General features: G+C 45.1%; 14 protein-coding genes and 2 pseudogenes. All 16 read left to right on the top strand.

Annotated features, from left to right (window positions below; translation table 11 throughout):
* The first annotated feature begins 70 nt into the window (after window positions 1-70).
* The 16 genes and pseudogenes from AC3WQH_RS11565 to AC3WQH_RS11490 all read left to right on the top strand — a co-directional run bounded on the left by AC3WQH_RS11565 (window position 71) and on the right by AC3WQH_RS11490 (window position 16,599).
* Window positions 71-481 carry a CheB methylesterase domain-containing protein gene (locus AC3WQH_RS11565; protein WP_005833254.1) on the top strand — a complete coding sequence of 137 codons (411 nt, stop codon included), beginning with the start codon at window positions 71-73 and terminating at the stop codon, window positions 479-481.
* Between the two features lie 140 nt (window positions 482-621).
* A complete protein-coding gene (locus AC3WQH_RS11560; protein ID WP_005833252.1) occupies window positions 622-978 on the top strand; it encodes a response regulator in 357 nt (118 codons plus the stop codon).
* 309 nt (window positions 979-1,287) lie between these two features.
* A pseudogene (locus tag AC3WQH_RS11555) lies at window positions 1,288-1,485 on the top strand (RNA polymerase subunit sigma-70); the annotation flags it as partial.
* A gap of 386 nt (window positions 1,486-1,871) precedes the next feature.
* Window positions 1,872-2,105 carry a hypothetical protein gene (locus AC3WQH_RS11550; RefSeq protein ID WP_492332047.1) on the top strand — a complete coding sequence of 78 codons (234 nt, stop codon included), beginning with the start codon at window positions 1,872-1,874 and terminating at the stop codon, window positions 2,103-2,105.
* Complete coding sequence (locus AC3WQH_RS11545; RefSeq protein WP_036712124.1) at window positions 2,106-2,498, top strand: type II toxin-antitoxin system VapC family toxin; 393 nt, start codon at window positions 2,106-2,108, stop codon at window positions 2,496-2,498. It begins immediately after the preceding gene.
* Between the two features lie 78 nt (window positions 2,499-2,576).
* A complete protein-coding gene (locus AC3WQH_RS11540; RefSeq protein WP_007781146.1) occupies window positions 2,577-3,710 on the top strand; it encodes a DUF6155 family protein in 1,134 nt (377 codons plus the stop codon).
* Window positions 3,711-3,722: 12 nt separating this feature from the next.
* The gene (locus AC3WQH_RS11535; RefSeq protein ID WP_007781149.1) at window positions 3,723-4,361 is read left to right on the top strand and encodes a UPF0158 family protein; all 639 of its coding nucleotides are present in this window, start codon (window positions 3,723-3,725) and stop codon (window positions 4,359-4,361) included.
* Window positions 4,362-4,389: 28 nt separating this feature from the next.
* Window positions 4,390-4,686: a nucleotide exchange factor GrpE gene (locus tag AC3WQH_RS11530; RefSeq protein WP_157179516.1), complete on the top strand. Its 297-nt coding sequence runs from the start codon at window positions 4,390-4,392 to the stop codon at window positions 4,684-4,686.
* 187 nt (window positions 4,687-4,873) lie between these two features.
* Window positions 4,874-6,538: an SWIM zinc finger family protein gene (locus AC3WQH_RS11525; protein WP_007781152.1), complete on the top strand. Its 1,665-nt coding sequence runs from the start codon at window positions 4,874-4,876 to the stop codon at window positions 6,536-6,538.
* 151 nt (window positions 6,539-6,689) lie between these two features.
* A complete protein-coding gene (locus tag AC3WQH_RS11520) occupies window positions 6,690-6,869 on the top strand; it encodes a hypothetical protein (protein ID WP_007781155.1) in 180 nt (59 codons plus the stop codon).
* On the top strand, window positions 6,862-7,446 hold the full coding sequence (locus AC3WQH_RS11515) for an ATPase (RefSeq protein WP_238504109.1): 585 nt from the start codon (window positions 6,862-6,864) through the stop codon (window positions 7,444-7,446). Before AC3WQH_RS11520 ends, AC3WQH_RS11515 begins: the two co-directional genes overlap by 8 nt.
* A 365-nt stretch (window positions 7,447-7,811) precedes the next feature.
* Window positions 7,812-8,879 carry a restriction endonuclease-related protein gene (locus tag AC3WQH_RS11510; RefSeq protein WP_197186982.1) on the top strand — a complete coding sequence of 356 codons (1,068 nt, stop codon included), beginning with the start codon at window positions 7,812-7,814 and terminating at the stop codon, window positions 8,877-8,879.
* Window positions 8,876-11,965 carry a pPIWI_RE_Z domain-containing protein gene (locus AC3WQH_RS11505; RefSeq protein ID WP_197186981.1) on the top strand — a complete coding sequence of 1,030 codons (3,090 nt, stop codon included), beginning with the start codon at window positions 8,876-8,878 and terminating at the stop codon, window positions 11,963-11,965. The genes AC3WQH_RS11510 and AC3WQH_RS11505 overlap by 4 nt, the downstream gene beginning before the upstream one ends.
* Window positions 11,949-14,414 (top strand): pPIWI_RE module domain-containing protein, encoded by a 2,466-nt coding sequence (locus AC3WQH_RS11500; protein ID WP_197186980.1) that lies wholly within the window; start codon window positions 11,949-11,951, stop codon window positions 14,412-14,414. Before AC3WQH_RS11505 ends, AC3WQH_RS11500 begins: the two co-directional genes overlap by 17 nt.
* Window positions 14,415-14,429: 15 nt before the next feature.
* A pseudogene (locus AC3WQH_RS11495) lies at window positions 14,430-15,385 on the top strand (3'-5' exoribonuclease YhaM family protein).
* A 92-nt stretch (window positions 15,386-15,477) separates the two neighbouring features.
* Window positions 15,478-16,599 (top strand): Fic family protein, encoded by a 1,122-nt coding sequence (locus tag AC3WQH_RS11490; protein WP_197186979.1) that lies wholly within the window; start codon window positions 15,478-15,480, stop codon window positions 16,597-16,599.
* Window positions 16,600-16,684: the final 85 nt, after the last annotated feature.

Raw genomic sequence — 16,684 nt, 5'->3', positions numbered from 1 at the left:
CCAAATTGGGGTGAAGTCCCTTTTTTATCCCTAGAAATCCTTGTGTCTCAAGGGCTCAGATTTCTGCAAAATGCTCAATTTAAAAGTGAAAGAAGCAGAAGATGGCGATGTTGTGATGCCAGGGATCATTTATATTGCTCCTGCAGGGTATCAAACTTTATTTCAAAAAACAAATGACGGAAAGACCATACTAAAAATTGTGCTGGATGAGAGCAAATTGTACAAGCCATCCATTGATGTTACGATTCATTCCGCATCTTTGATTTATCGCGACCGTTTATTGGTCGTTATTCTTACAGGAATGGGCACGGATGGGTTAATTGGTTGTAGTGAAGTGAAGCGGCAACGGGGTCATGTGATCGCTGAAGCTGAAGAATCATGTATCGTATATGGTATGCCTAAAGCTGTTTATGAGGCGGGGTACGCTGATCGACAAGTGTCTTTACCTAATATATATCAAGAGATTCTATCATTTATTTAGATGGATCTTTATTTTGCCAAACACAGGTATGCTCTCCTTATTACATGAATCCTTTCCAATCAAGTATTCTATTGCTATTGTTTACTCCTATTGAAAATGGGTATATGTTACTAGGACAAAAGGTTGAGGAGATGTAATTTATGGCTAGAATATTAGTCGTTGATGATGCTGCGTTCATGAGACTACGGTTAACGGACATTTTGACAAAAGGCGGGCATGAGGTAATTGGTGAGGCTGAGAATGGTTTGGAGGCAATAGAAAAATATGCACAATTAAAGCCTGATTTAGTCACAATGGATATTACAATGCCTGTGATGGAGGGAATAGATGCCGTAAAGGGCATTAAGAAAATCGATCCCAATGCATCAGTTATCATGTGTTCTGCTATGGGACAACAACAAATGGTTCTAAATGCTATTCAGGCTGGCGCGAAAGATTTTGTGGTGAAACCTTTTCAAGCAGACCGGGTACTCGATGCCATCAAAAAGATTGTCTAGGGGCTGTCCAAAAAGGGCAAATCCGCTAACGTTTAAAAATCAGAAACATTGCTATATCAACGTTTCTGACATACAAAGGGGCATCTCAAAGTCGAAATATCGACTTTTGAGACAGCCCCTTTTTAAGTCTTATTGAATGTTAAAAAACAAACTTGGGTTCCTGTCTTAACGAGAATTATTACAGAAACTGGACGAGATTGGTCTTTGGACACTTCACATTTGTAAGGGGTTTTCATGTGGTACTTGCACATCTGGGTATTCGCCCACATAAGGATAGAAGTAAGCTATCCAGACGTGGAGGTGGCAGCCATGTCCAGCATCATCGCGGCGCTTTCCCTTGTGTTCAAGGAACTTCTCATGTTTGTCGCTTATGTCAAGAACAACGCGTTCCCCCAGCCTCTTCAGGATACGGAAGAAGAAAAGTACCTCCGACTCATGGCAAAAGGCGATCCGTACGCCCGCAACAAGCTGATCGAGCACAATTTGCGGCTGGTGGCGCATATTGTGAACACGTTGTGAACACGAACCTATGTCAGGAAACGGCGCGTTTTGTGTGCAGCGGGCGGTTTGTGCGGTGAGGGAGGACAAGCCATCTGGATCGATAAGCTGGTCCGAAAGAGGCCGGCTTATCTCCTTCTGGATTTTGAGTGTGTTATGTTATACTGTTGGTAACACGAAATTAAGCGCTCCAGTATGACAGAAGAAACGATTATGACAGGAGTGAAATGATATCGAAAAACAGCGATCGATTCAAGCTGATGTTGAAGCCAATCCGGAGCTCCAATCCCTGATTGAGCAGAGCAGAATGGAATATAAATCCGGCAAAGCCCAGAATACGTCGGAAATACGGAAATATTTTGCAACTCTTAAATCGGAAGGTTGGTGTTTTAACCATGTCTTTGCCCAAAAAGATGGATCAAAAAACGGCTAATGAACTTCGTTCCATCTTGACGAAGATGAATATTACGCAAAGCAAAGTGAAAATCAATTTGGATAACCAAACGATTGAAGTCGAGGATGACTATTCCATTGATGACATACTTGAGTCGGCCGGGGTTTTAACACCGGAACAAGCTAAACAGTTGGCTGTTGAAGTCAAGAAAATGCGCGAGGAAGAGTGGAATTAAATGGATGGTTATTTACTCGATACCAATATCGCCATTGCACTGCTGGCTGGTGAGCATGCCGCGTTGGATTTTGTTCGGCAAGCCAGTGACGATCGGATGTCGATTTATTTCTCCGTCATTACGGAGTGCGAAGTGTTTAGCGGGCTGGAATCCGCTTATCGTTTGCAAGGAATCAAGCTGTTTAATTCACGAAGATGTATTGAGGTAAGTTCCAGTGTTGCCCGACTTGCCGGGGACATACGCAGGGAACAAAAGTCGAAAGGACGGAAGCTTAAAACTCCGGACGCAATTATTATTGCAACTTCTATTGAGCACCAGCTTGGTCTTGTATCAAGGGACCACGATATGAGCTTTGTTCGGGAAGCATTCGGTTTGCCGCTGTTTACCATTTAGCCTACCCATTGTAATTCCAACCGGGATACAGTGGGTTTGTTTATATACTCGGAATACTTAAAAGGAGAACAGACGATCATGGTTTATAGATGCAGAATCGAACTGAATGAGATTGCCCCGAAGATTTGGCGGGAGTTTCAATTTCATCCGGACGTGACGTTTCATCAGCTTCACAAAATCATCCAATCGGTCATGGGATGGGAAAATTACCATTTATACGAGTTTCATGTGAAAGAAAAGGTGATCGGTCTGCCCGATCCGACATTCGAGCATATAGAAGACCGCGAGGTGCTGAATGCACGGAGGGAAATCGTTCAGAAGCATGTTCACGAAGAAAACACCGTATTTACATACGTGTATGATTTTGGAGATGATTGGCAGCACACGGTTACGTTGATCAAAATCGACGCATCGACATCCGACCCGGCACCCTTGTGTCTAGATGGTGCCCGCGGCTGTCCGCAGGAAGATGTGGGAGGCGTGTGGGGGCATCAGCATATGCTGGAAGTACTGCTTACTCCCAATCATCCGGAGCGGGATCATTTTATAGGCTGGGTTCGAGAAGGATATGATCCCGAACATTTCTCCTGCGAAGAAGTGAATCAGGAGCTTGAGCGGCAGAAGGACAAGCTGATCCCCAAGTCACTGGTTAAGCGGCCGGTAGGGAAAAAGCCTGTGAAGCTGACGAAGTCTGCTCTGAATAAGCATCTGAAGCAGCTAAATAGCGACCAGCTTATCGATTTGGTGAAGGCTTGTTATGGCGCCAGCAAAGATATGGAGAAGTTTCTTGCTGTAAGAATACTGGGCGATGAAGCAGTAGAGTCTCTCTTTCAAGAGTATTGCAAGAAGGTTGAGAAAGAGTTTTTCCCTGAGCGGGGATTTGGCAAGCTGAGACTCCAGGAAGCGAAACATGCGATTTCGGAATTCGAGAGATTGACTGGAAATTCCAGGTACGCCCTGGAATTGAAGCTGGTCTACGTTGAAAATGGAGTTGATTTCACCCTAAGCTACGGGGATATTGATGAACGCTTCTACTACAGCATGGTGTCCATGTATGCCGATATCATTGATCAAGTAAATGAAGATGAAACAGCCGAGTTGTTCGACGAATTCGAGGAACGTCTCGAAGCCGTTGTTTCGAAAACAGAAGGGATCGGCTGGGGTTTTCATGACAATTTGGCTAATCTGCACGTTCAAATAAGATGGATTTAGGTGGGGAACTTAATGCGCGGCAGGAAGAAAAATAAGCGGACCGGTCAGAAAGCGGAATTCACGGGGCTGTTGGAGCAAGACGAGAATTTCTATTTTATCGCCGGATATACGGATGGAGGCTTCCCGTATGGAATCACGTGGGAGGAATATGAGGCGGAACAACGCGGCGAGTTGATCAAAGCGACAGTAGCTGAGGGAGAACCTATGAAAGAATTGAAATTGACCAAGCAGCAGTTTCAGGAGATTGTGGATGCATACGACATGTACGTAGAAGGAATAGAGTCCTTCCTGAATATCGAAACTGGAGATGTTGTCATGTTGCGAACGTTTGACCGGGATGAAGAGGACGAAGAATTAAGCGAGATCATTGAAGAAGGCTTTAATGAAATTTACTTTCGGATACCGAAACGGGAGTCGGATGAAGGATATACCGACATGGTTGATTTTGCGGAAACGGTTGAAGATAAAAAGCTGCAATCCACTTTGATGCACATATTAAGCGGCGGCAAGAGAATATTCCGAAGATTCAAGGATGCGTTATCTTCCGACAGCGAGCAGTTAGAGCGGTATTACCAGTTTGTTGAAGAGCAGAATCGCAAACGTGTTTCTGATTGGTTCGAATCCATTGAAGTGAAGTTGATTCTCGAGTAATAAAGAAATGTTTGGGCAGGGGATACCGGTGAAACGTTCTTCAAGACAGACGATGATTAAGCTGTATGCTCAAGCGGTCATTTCGGAACTTCAACAATTAGGTTATCCCAATGATCAAGCTAAAGCAGTCTTTTTTCGACACTATCGAGACATGAAACGCTTATTTGGTCTTGAGCAGAATGTATGCGATTTTGCAAAGATGATTGATGAATTTGAACGTGCCATGCAGAAGAAGCATGACCCGAGTGATCCCAATTCAATTGCTGTTGGCCATCTAAACCACTTGGCTAAAACATACATCCTTAAGCATAAAAGCAACAAATGAGCAGGATTATTTTCCAATCGGTAACCGATATACGACCTGTGTCGCTGTCACCATTTCTAAAAGATGAATATGTCGACGCTGCGGCAGATCAACATATTTTCTTTTTCACCACTGAGCGATCTTATCAGGTGTTCATCGACTATTGGAATTCCAAGATGGAAAGAAGCATCCAAAGGGGGTGGTCCTCTTGAATTTATCCGATTTTTCCAGATACATAGATCCTGCAGTTGTACACAGAGGGAAGGAATACGCGTCCGAAGGACGGGTAATTTCCTTGAAGTCCATTGCCGATGAAAAGTACACTGCGGTTGTGCGCGGGTACGAGGATTATGAGGTTTATGTAAGGCTAGACAACGAGAACAACATAATGGAATCGGAATGCGATTGTCCGTACGATTTTGGACCGGTATGCAAGCATCAAGTCGCCGTATTCCTCGAGCTTAAGAATAGAGAAGCAGACGGGGTATCTTCACCGGAACCGTCTCTCCGGCAACTGTTGGAAGCAGAGAGCAAGGAGAAATTAATCGAATTGCTGCTCTCGATTGCATCGGATTCATATACCGCGGAAGAGCGCATCAGACTCCACTTGTCGAAAAGGGGCGCGGATCAGGAGTTGGACGCCTGCCGACGGTTGATTCGATCCTACATTGACACATATTCGGATGATCATGGTTTTGTGTCTTGGCGGAACGTAAGCCACGCGGTGGAAGGTGCGAAGATCGTCGCTGAAAAGGCTCTCTCCGCCTTCGATGAAGAGGAATGGTTGCACGGGCTGGCGATTCTGTTTTGCATCATCGAAGAGATGATTGAATTATTGCAGTCCGCCGACGATTCGGACGGTGGAGTCGGGATCGTGATCGAAAGCTGTCTGGAATCGATCTTCAAGCTGGTTCAGGATCGCCATCATATTCCGGCGGAAGAACGCATGAAGATTTTCCGTCGGTTGTTGGAGGAGATACATCAACCTTATTATGACGGGTGGCCGGATTGGCAGCTCGCGCTCCTCGAGGCGGCGGGCGCGCTGATCGAGTCGGAAGAGATGCAACATCAATGGGATGATGCGGCGGATTCGCTCCTGGGTCATATGTCCGGGAGCAATTGGTCGAAGAGGTACGCAGACGAGCGGGTGGCTGTGCTCCGATATGGTCAAATATTGGAACGTTCAGATGAAGAACAGGCGAAAGCTTATTTGTATAGACATCTGCATTTCCCGGAAATCCGGGAGATTGCGATTCGTGCGGCGCTTGAGCAAGGCGATGCCGAGGAAGCGATCCGATTGGCGGAGGCCGGGGAAGCTCAAGATCAGGGGCTGCCGGGGCTCGTCTATCGCTGGAAGAAATATCGGTATGAGGCATACCATCGCACAGGACAAGTCGAACAGCAGCGGAAACTCGGGATGGAGCTGATCATGAACGGAGAATATGATTATTACCGGTCTGTGAAGGATACATTTTCGGATGAGGGAGAATGGTCCTTGTATCTGCAAGATATGTTAGATCAATTGGAGCAGAGCCCGAGGGGAGAGCATACGTATACCCAAATCCTGGTGGAAGAGGAGATGTTCGCACGGCTTTTGGAACATGTCCGCAAGGCACCTTACCGAATTGAATCGTTCTATGAGCAATTGCTTCCGCATTACCCGGAGGAGGTGAAGGCGCTTTTCGTGGCATATATCGAATTCCGGGCGGATCAATCCAGAGACAGGCGAGATTACGCCGATGTTTGCCGGATCATTCGAATGCTTCAACAGGTTGGCGGACGGAAAGAAGCGTTCACCGTCACACAAAAATTGTTAACCAGGTTTCCGCGAAGACCGGCTTTCCGGGAGGAGTTGGGGAAGATCCGTTTTTGAACTTTATAATGGAATAAGAAGTCACGCGGTTTGTGCACAGCGGATTTTTTTGTGATGAGGGTGGACAAACCGGTATGCGAAACCTGTAATTTTGATCATAATCGAATATGTTATAATAGTGTCTAAATGGAGACGGATTCGGTGGTGATCGATGATGGAGCGTGTTCAAGATTTGCAAAAACTGATCAAACTTACGGGCGATCGCGCGAAACTGGATGCAAAAGCGAACGGAACTTACATTGTTTATCAAACGGAAAAAGGCCAGATTGTCAAAGAATATGCAAACGGCCTGATCGAGCCGATCGACAATCCAGGGGTTCCTCATGAATGAGTTCTCCGCCGTGATGATTGTATTCGCCGGCAATAACGGCAGCGGTAAAAGCACCATTCGCAATCTGATAGTGGACAGGCTTGGTATCAGTGTCAATATAGATCCCGACGCTTTAGCTCGCGGCATTGATTCTGACCATCCGGATCGCCGCAAAGTATCCGCGGGCAAAGAAGCGATTAAGCTTGCGAGAGAATGTATTCAGCATAAACGAGATTTTTCGTTAGAAACGACTTTGGCTGGCGGCAATGCTATTCGACTGATACGGGATGCCAAGGCGAACGGCTTTGAAGTGACGATGTTTTATGTGGGTCTAAATGATGTTCGGCTCAATATCGAACGTGTTGCCGCCAGAGTTCAAACCGGTGGACATCATATACCGACTGAAGACATCATTCGGAGACAAACCACATCCATGCAAAATCTTCTGACTCACTTCCATCTTATTGATCATTTGATTGTGATTGATAATAGCGAAGTTTCCGGTAAAATCGTTATGCAAGCTGAACATAGTATTTTAAAATATCAGGCCGAATCTCTTCCAAAATGGGTGCATAAGATCAAGGATCAGTTACATTGATTATGGAGAATCATATGAAGTTTGAAATTAGCAAATCTAAGGAAAACAAAATTAATAATTGGGATAAATGTGAACCCAAAGATGTAACGGGAGCAAAGTTTGCGTACATATTTATACCAACAAGTCTAGGATTGGTTATCAAGGTCCAGTGTGATGTTTGTAAAAGGGAATTACTACTAACCGAAGATGATTAAATCTTGAATTTTACATTTCTCCCAATGTGAATAAGGAATTCTACGCGACCGGATTAGATCTGGTCGTTTTTTTTGTGCAGAACATATATTCGCTGACAAAGTGTTGTCATGACTTAACTATAAAATAAAAATATACTAGGTGATTCTTAATCCATTACCGGTGGTGTTGAAATGCAAATTGATAAGAATGATGTGAGGGATTGTTTGTTAAACTTAATCGCAGGTTTGTCACAGTGGGGAGAAGACTTCAGCGAGCCGCCGGCTCTATTGCGTCAAGGACATATGCAGTTTGTTCGACTCCTGATGTTGGAGGGAAAAAAAGCTCCAATTGATTTGCATTCACTTATTCAATTGTTGCAAAAACCGGCAGAAGAATGGGGAATTGTAGTAGCCGGTATCTATCCGGAGGAAGCGCCGCTCTTGATTCCGGATCTGGGCTTGTCACCAGACGCACGTGAATTTAAAATCATGTACGATTCGCCTGAAGAAGCTCAGACACAAGAAATAGTAGAGATATTGCGCTACTGCCGAGGGACAATGCCGATGCTAGAGGAGAAGTACCGAAAACTTCGAGAGTTCCTTATTACCAATCCGGTTGTATCTGCTTACCGTTTAATGGAGTTTGGGCTGGAGCTTAAGGATACAGAACTGATGAAAAAGCTTAGTCGCTGTTATGAAGAAATTTCGGACGATGTAGAACGATATCGCAAATGTCCACGATGCGGATGGACGCTGGAATTTCGTAACGATCACTGGCAATGCGGGGCAGAAGATCTTTGTGGGAAACTGGCCAGTCGCGGAGAGCTTAAGAAATGGGAAATCCATGAGCCCATGCATCGATTGCGTTATGGAATTTATCGGTACACGATGTTGCCAGGGTTGGCTGAACTTACAGCTAAAGATTGGCTAACGAAGAAAGGTTACAAAGTTGAACTCTTTCCGCAAGTAGACCGGTTTGATTTAGCCGTCGAATTGGATACGCATATCGTCTATCTGGATATGAAGGATTTTAAGCACCCCCTACACCTGGCTAACTTCTTCAATAAAATGCAACCCCACCAACTAGAGAAATATCGAGACCCACATGTATATATTGTCATTCCGCAATACCGAACGAAAATATACCCCGGTTACTCGAAGCTTGTTAAACAAGCACTTATGGCTCATGCGAGTCATCTGAAAGTCATAAATGAGCGGGATGTGCAGAAGCATCTGGCTGGGGAGGCAACGGAGAGATGAGAGTATCGTATTGGACCTATTTTGAGCAGTTCCTTCCGCGTCTCTTGCCATCTGGATTGCCGCGGCAAAACATTGAAACCATTTATACTGTGGAATTGTTCGTTACAGGATGTTTGATGGTTGATTCTTCTATGGATATCAGCGAAGGTTATACGATTTTATCAGGTTACGACTCACCTATTCTTCCCAAGCCTGCTCGGAAGGAGATTGCACACCGTTTAAGAGTTTTATATAGTGCTTTGCGCTCAAGGATGACATGGGACAACTTATTCGAACGATATGAAGAAGTTTCGGTTGAATATAGATTATATGAAAACGACGGTAGTCATTGGAGACTCCGGACTCCTGCCTTGTTCGCCGATCGCAGGAAATGGTACGAGCAATTATTAGAACAAGCTGTTGCCCATCTGTCTAAAGACATACACTTTGCTACATCAGGCAAGTTCCACTATTACAAATATAATCAGGAACAAGAGTCCATTCGTTATGTCGGAGAAATTCCACCGCCGTTGGTTAATACGTCAACATTTCCGAGATATAGACCGAAGGGGAGATTTACACTTCATCTTGGAGACGAGCATACCTATCAGACAGAGGGGATGCGAGAAGCTTCGGCAGCCTTGGAATGGAAGGAACGGGCCGGAATTGGACTTAAACTAAAATCATTGACAAACCCCAGTATCCGACAGTTTGAGTATAAGGGCTTACAGCATATCGTAGGGGGACTGGGGTCGGGAAAATCCACATTTATGGTGTTGGAAACGGATCGATTAGTCCGAGCAGGAGCTCGTGTCGGATTCATTGAGAGCAGTGTCCCTCAAGTATTAAATCGAGTTAAGGAACTTCGTTTATTGGGAATTAACGCTGTTCCTGTAATTGGAAGAACGGGTCGCCGTAAACATCAGAAAGATTATATATCCGCCCGTCGCCATCAGATTCGGGATGTAACGGATTGGGGGCAGGATTCTTATCTGGAACTCCGACATGTATCCGATTTTTGCATCATCCATGCCCTTGCCAATGACCATGAAAATACGACAGATTATCCATGTCGTCAGTTAATACAGCAGGAGAAAAAGTGCGTATGCCCCTATGCAGCCAGTTGCGGAATCTATCGCGATTTCGCAGCCCTGATCCATGCGGAAGTATGGGTTACAACCTCAGCAAGCATATTGAAAACAAAACTACCTGTTATGCTGGACCCTTATGAGAGAACAGTCTATGAAGCGATGTATGACTTGTTAGACATCATTTTCGTTGATGAAGCCGATGCGGTTCAGAAGCAATTCGACGATTCCTTCGTCTCCGAGATTGCATTGTTTGGTAACTCTCAGCATCTCTTTGAGAAGACCCTGTTAGAATCATTTCGAAAAACGATAGGTTATTATGGTAAGTATGCACATGACGAGGTTGTACAAGACTGGATGGATGTTCTGAATCGCCTTGAAAGCACCATCCGCCGCGGTGTATATCGTACATTGAATTTATCGCCTGAATTCGCTCAGTTTTTGTACCGGAAGCTATTACGGCTCTCTACCGAAGCTTATCGCATCAGTGGCGCTTTCGCCAAGGACGAACAGAATCGGGAGAGAATTGAACAGGAATTACGCAACTATGCGGATCATCCGCTGGACCACCCTATCTATGCAGATGTAACGAAAATGCTGCAAGCTCGAACGAAGAAGGAGCGGGAACAAGCTCTAACTACCATTCTCCATAAGTTGGGCGGTGAGACAAACCCTGTTGGAAGATTGAAATTCCCGGTTCATTCGTTGGAATTATATTTATGTCTGGCACTTATCGATCATGATATACAAGTGTTCATGGATCTTTATCCGCTAGTTCAAGCCAAATTAGGAAAATTATCTGAATTCGAGGGACTCTACACGATTCAACGTGAGTTTTCAGCAATTATGAAAGATGCGATGACAGGACGTATGACGGGGTATCTGTATGAAGTAAAACCTGGGAATGACACAGGTACATTCAAAGCCGTTCAGTATTCAGGTGTCGGTCGACTTCTCCTTGAAGACTGGCAATCGATCTACGCTGGAATAGATGGATATGAAGGTCCTGCGGTTGTTCTGCTTTCAGGTACAAGTCTGGCTCCAGGATCAGCCCATTATCATATTGCATCGTTGCCTGGATGGCTGTTGGAATCCAATCTGGGTGTTCCAGTCATTCACCAGGAATATTATCCGATCTATGAGCACGGGAAGGAAACCCCTATCCAAATATCCGGTGAGATTGAGGATAGGAGAGAACGAAATCTACGTGCGCTAACCGCCAAGTTAATGTCCAAGATTGAACAAGAATTGCTGGAGTGGCGTTACTCGGGTGCAAATCGTAAAGTGCTGTTGATTGTCAACTCTTATGAAGACGTTGCTGATGTCGGAGCCGTATTTGCATCACATTCTTCTTGGAAAAATAGATACCGCCAGTTAACGAGGGACCCGGATCATTTTCATGAAGCCGAGTTTTCAAGAGCAGAATTAGAGCGGTTTGCTAACGAAAACGCTGATGTGCTGATCGCCCCGTTACTTGCGATAAGTCGCGGTTATAACATTCTGGATGATACGAAAGGTTCATTATTCGGATCTGTGTTTTTTATGATACGGCCATATCCGATACCGCAGGACATGACCTATCTCATCCAACTTTTGCATGCCAAACTGCCTGACTTCATTGAACGTGCCGATTTTGAAGGCAAGCTTTATAGGCAGGCACTGGACCTCATTCGCAGCGAAAGTAATAGCTTGCTCCACCGGATGTACCGTAAACCAGACTATTGGTCCGTATTAAATCCTGCGGAGAGAAAGACCATAGCCTGGTATACGTTTATCCCAGTCTGGCAAACGATTGGAAGGCTTCTTCGCAAAGGCACACCGGCGAGAGTGTTCTACTGTGATGGTAAATTTCTAGCTCAGCCCATGCGCACGGATGTTGGGGAATCGATGTTGGATTACTGGCTGAAGATCATGGTGGATCATGAATCAAATCCAGCATTTCGCAGTTTATATGGACCATTTATAGACAGTATGAAAGTCATGATGGAAAGGAATGAGGCCCATGAGTCGGACTGGTAAATTGCTGCAGCTGTATGCTTTCGAGAGCGACCAAAATGCTTGGAATAATAAGCAGATCTATCTACTGGATATACCAACGGTTTGGAGAGAATTTATTCGTCAATTTTATAATGGCGTTAAGCTGCCCTTTGCGATTAAGCCATTAGGTAAAAAACTGCAAAGTATATTTCCACAGATCGTCTCGGTCAATAACCAATTTTATCTGGATGAAAACCGTCCGTGGCTCATTGCAACGCAGCCAGTCCCGGTTGGAATGATCCTATTCCTGGCTAAGGGATGGATGAACCAAATAGCAACGAGGCAAGGCGTAGCTGCAACGGATGATTTGGATACGAGTACAATGGACTGGCGAAGCGAGGCGGTAGATTCCATTTTGCATCGTGATTCAAGGTTAAAATATGAATTGCTTCCTGCTCTAGTTGCACATCAATTTTGCTTGAGTCCGAAACAACTACTGCTTGATAACCGGGATGAGCCTGTTGAGCTTATGTTCTCGCAGGTATATGCCACGCAAAAGGCAGAGTGCATGTCTGAGCCCATAACCACTAGATCTGGTACTTTTTCTTATGTCGTCCGATTTCGGTTACAATATAGGGCCGGTGAGCCGGAACGACTATTATTGATGGTTTCGGCTGGAATAAGACGGTTTATTACGAAACCACAGGAGACCAAATATCTGAAAGGCGGCATTAATAGCACGTTATTGGTTTCCATGGACAATCCTCTGATCAAAGATCAGGGAATGGGATTACGTTCGTACGCGAGTTTATCTTTTCGCAGAGAAGGTGGAACTGAGCCTTATACACGTTGGTCTGAAGGGCTCGACGAATTGTTTTGTGATGTCTTATGGGGCAATCCGTTATCGACTGAGGATATCTTAACAAATCCAGTCAAGTATCACTCAGATCGTTCCCCTAAGATATGGGTCGTTCATAATAACAGAGTCTTTAACCCCCTATATGTTGAAGCGGGAATCAGCATTCAGGAGAAAATGAGATTTTACGAGATGGTACGGGAGAATGTATCCGACTGGAGATCGCTTACGCCGTTGCCACTTGTGCCGAAGCCTAAGCTAGAAGGGACAAGGAGGCGAGTGAGAGAACCGATCCCACCCGTATACTGCGGTCATGATAAAGATTTTGTGCTTGAAGTGTGGGGACCGGACTCTCTTTATCAATGTGTCGTCGAAGCATTGAAGGCTAAAAAATATAAAGGAAAGTTGCTGGCTGAACATGTTGACGGAGAAGTTTTTAGGTTGAACTCTTCCTCTCGAAACCGCATCATTGTGGTCAAGTGTGACAGGAAGGACTATGTAGATGGCTTGGATCGCGGAGCACTTAAGGACCTGGCGGATGAACATCGAACCAACAAAATCCTCCGGAGCATCGAACATGTTAAAGGGAATCAAGCCATAACTTGCTCATTGATTGAAATATTGCCTAAAGACGACTGGAAGAAGCTTGGCGAAGGAATAGATCCCAAGCAAGCCGTACGCAAAGGGTTTCAATTAACGGGGAGGATCACTCAATTCGTCTATCCCGAAAACGGGGCAAAGAAGTCTAAACGTAAGAAAGATAAACCGGAGTCAAGCTATATTCACAAAGTCTTCAACTGTATTTTGGATTTATTGGGGGATGCGGGAGTTATCGATTACAAGGCACATATGGATGTAAATGAACAACGCCCAATCATAGCCTATGATCTGGTTTCAGGTGATAAAGGAACTTATGCGATTCTTACGAAATTGGAAGACGGTGTATTAATGGTAAAAAGCCGGGGCAGTGAGGAATGGTTGAGTTTATCAGAAGCTGTGTTGAAAACAGATCAATTTGATCCGCTTCCCAAAGCCCCGGATGCGCTAAAGAAAGAGGTCGCTCGCTGGTTCGGTGAGCAGTTAAGAATGGAACGAATGAGTGGCAAGGAGCCGATCGTATTAGTTGAAGCGGAGCTTCGATATAAAGGGTTGGACGGCATTCAAAACAACAAAATTGGCCGTGGTAAGAATCCTGACTTACCTGGATGGATACAGAACGATCAGGGGATGACCGTTATTCGTGTTAATTCCAATGATGACGTTCCAGCCTATGGTTTTCGCCCCATGTCATTCTCTATAGGTGTCTATTCTGATAACGAGTCAGGACTGTATTACGGTGTAGGAACCAAACCCAAGACCCAGAGGAACATTGCCAAATCTATGACCAAGTACGATAACCCTGAAACGGCATTTCAGCAACCCCGAGTTGTGGAATATATGCCATTAGGTCCGATGGATAGGCAAGACCGAGAGCGCTTAGCTTGGATGGTGCATCGCTTACGTGAAGTGTGCATCACCTTTGAATCGACTACGGCACAACCTTATCCCTTGAAAATGACGGGTACGTTAAAGAAATACTTACAATTCAAGGAATATGAGATTACTGAGGCAGAGGCAGAGTTTTTGGAGTTGTAGATGGGGGTGAAAAGAATGACTTTGATAAAAGAACTGACCACGAACGATGAGTTCGTCGGCTTCTATTTGCTGAAAGAGCTGGAGCTGAAGCAGACCAATACATCCCCGGCAAAGGATTACTTCGATTTGGTGCTGTGTGATGCCAGCGGCCAGCTCCCTGCAAAGTATTGGGATGTGAAGGAAACAGAAAAAGACAGCTTTTCTCCGATGACGCTAGTCAAAGTTCAGGGAATCGTTCAATTGTATCGGGAAAAGCCGCAGGTTAAGATCACCCGGATTCGCAATGTAAGTAATGAAGACGGTGTGTCCCTAACCGATTTATTCGGGCGGCTCCAATTGGATCTGCGGAATTATTAGAGGTCATATACAGAGTAATCGAGAGTATTTGGGACCCGGTCATTCGTGATATTGTAAGCTTTTGCGTCGATAAGGTGAGTGAGAAACTGGCTCATTATCCGGCAGCCAAAATGCACCATCATGCATACTTTGCAGGCTTGGCCTATCATATCGTTCGTATGCTAGAGATCGGCGAGTTCCTTTGCAAGCAGAGGGCATTTCTAAAAGAGGATATGATCAAAGCCGGGATTATCCTACACGATATTGCAAAGCCAGAGGAGATGATCGCTCAGCTTGGGGTCGTGACAGATTATAGCACTCAGGGAAAGTTGATCGGTCATATTGCAATGGCAGCTGGTTGGATCACAGAAGCTGCATTGCGGCTGGAACTTCCGCTTGATTCGGAACAAGTAATCGGATTGCAGCACCTTATTCTCTCTCACCATAACCTCGGAGAATGGGGGAGCCCGGTACAGCCGCAAACGGCAGAAGCGGTAGCATTGCACTATATTGACGCACTGGATGCCAAACTCCAGATGGCGGAGGACGCACTAAGCGCCACTTCGGACAAGGAGTTGTGGACACAGCCGGTCCGAGGGCTGGAGAATAAAGCGTTGTACAGGATGTCATTGTAGAAATTAAAATATACGAAGAAAATGCAATGAAACAAAAATACTTTGCGGCAAAATAGCGGCAATGGTATAATGTTATTGAGGAAGGTGATGTTATGTTTACACCCAAATATTCAATAACGGACACCATAGCCCGCAGACTAATGGATATACAACGCGCCAGTGTTGTGGTGGATTTGCTTCCACTGCCCGCATCTATTCTGGATTTGCTTAAGAAAGAATCGATGGAAAAGACGGTCATTCTTTCAACGAAAATTGAAGGAAACACGCTTGACGAGGCGACGAAGCGAAAAGTCTTGTACCAAACCAGCAATGACAATGAAGAGCAGGAAGTTTATAACTTAATGAAAGCTTTGGAATACCTGGATGAAGCCGAAAAAAGACAGCTCCCGGTCACAGAGGAATTTATTAAAAAGCTGCATGCTATTATCCGAATATCACACGGACGAAGACCGCGTGTTAGCGAGTATCGCGAAGAACAGAATCAAGTAGGCAGCCGCAATGCCTCCGGTTTTTATTTGCCGCCGGAATGGAAAGATGTCCCGATATTAATGGAGGATTTGGTTGCCTGGGTGAACTCGCCGGAAACCTATTCGGTTCCGGTTCCTATCAAGGCTGGCATATTCATGTGGCAGTTCCTAACGATTCATCCGTATTTGGACGGGAATGGCCGAACGGCTCGGATGATCACGACATATCTTTTACGACGCGGCGGATATGGCTTAAAGGGGTTATTTGTACTCGAGAATTTCTATGACCGCAACTTGGCTGAATATTATCGCCGACTCCAGTTGGGTCTCCATCACAATTATTATTTTGGGCGGAATGAAGCTGATTTGACGCCTTGGCTGGAATTCTTTATCGATGGTTTGGCGGAGGTTTTTCAAGAAGCCGCTGCCATCGTAACGGAGAAATCTGCTCAAATGACGAAAATCGAACCGGATCTAATTCGCAAGTTAGATCCCCAGCAAAGAATGGTGTTTGCTCAATTAACCTTTAAACAAGATACCCTAACGACAAGCGAAATGAGGGACCTGCTGCGTTTGTCGGACCGTTCAATAAGGGAAAAGGTAAGTCATTGGAGAGAAGAAGGATTCATTGAGCCGCGCGATCAAGACGCCAAAAGAGTTCGTTCGGTCAAATTATCCGCGGAATACGAGAAGTTGGCACAAGACATTCGGAATGCGCCGGATCAGTTTGCCCATTTTCTAAAATGAATGCAGCACTGCGATCTCAAGTTGAGATGCCGCAGTGCTTTTTTTGTGCGCAGAACATATATTCGCTGACAATCTATGGTCGTTG

The sequence above is a fragment of the Brevibacillus sp. FW301-21C12A genome, from assembly GCF_058788915.1.
The sequence above is the reverse complement of the archived record's forward strand: the minus strand, read 5'-3'. Positions and strand labels throughout refer to the sequence as shown.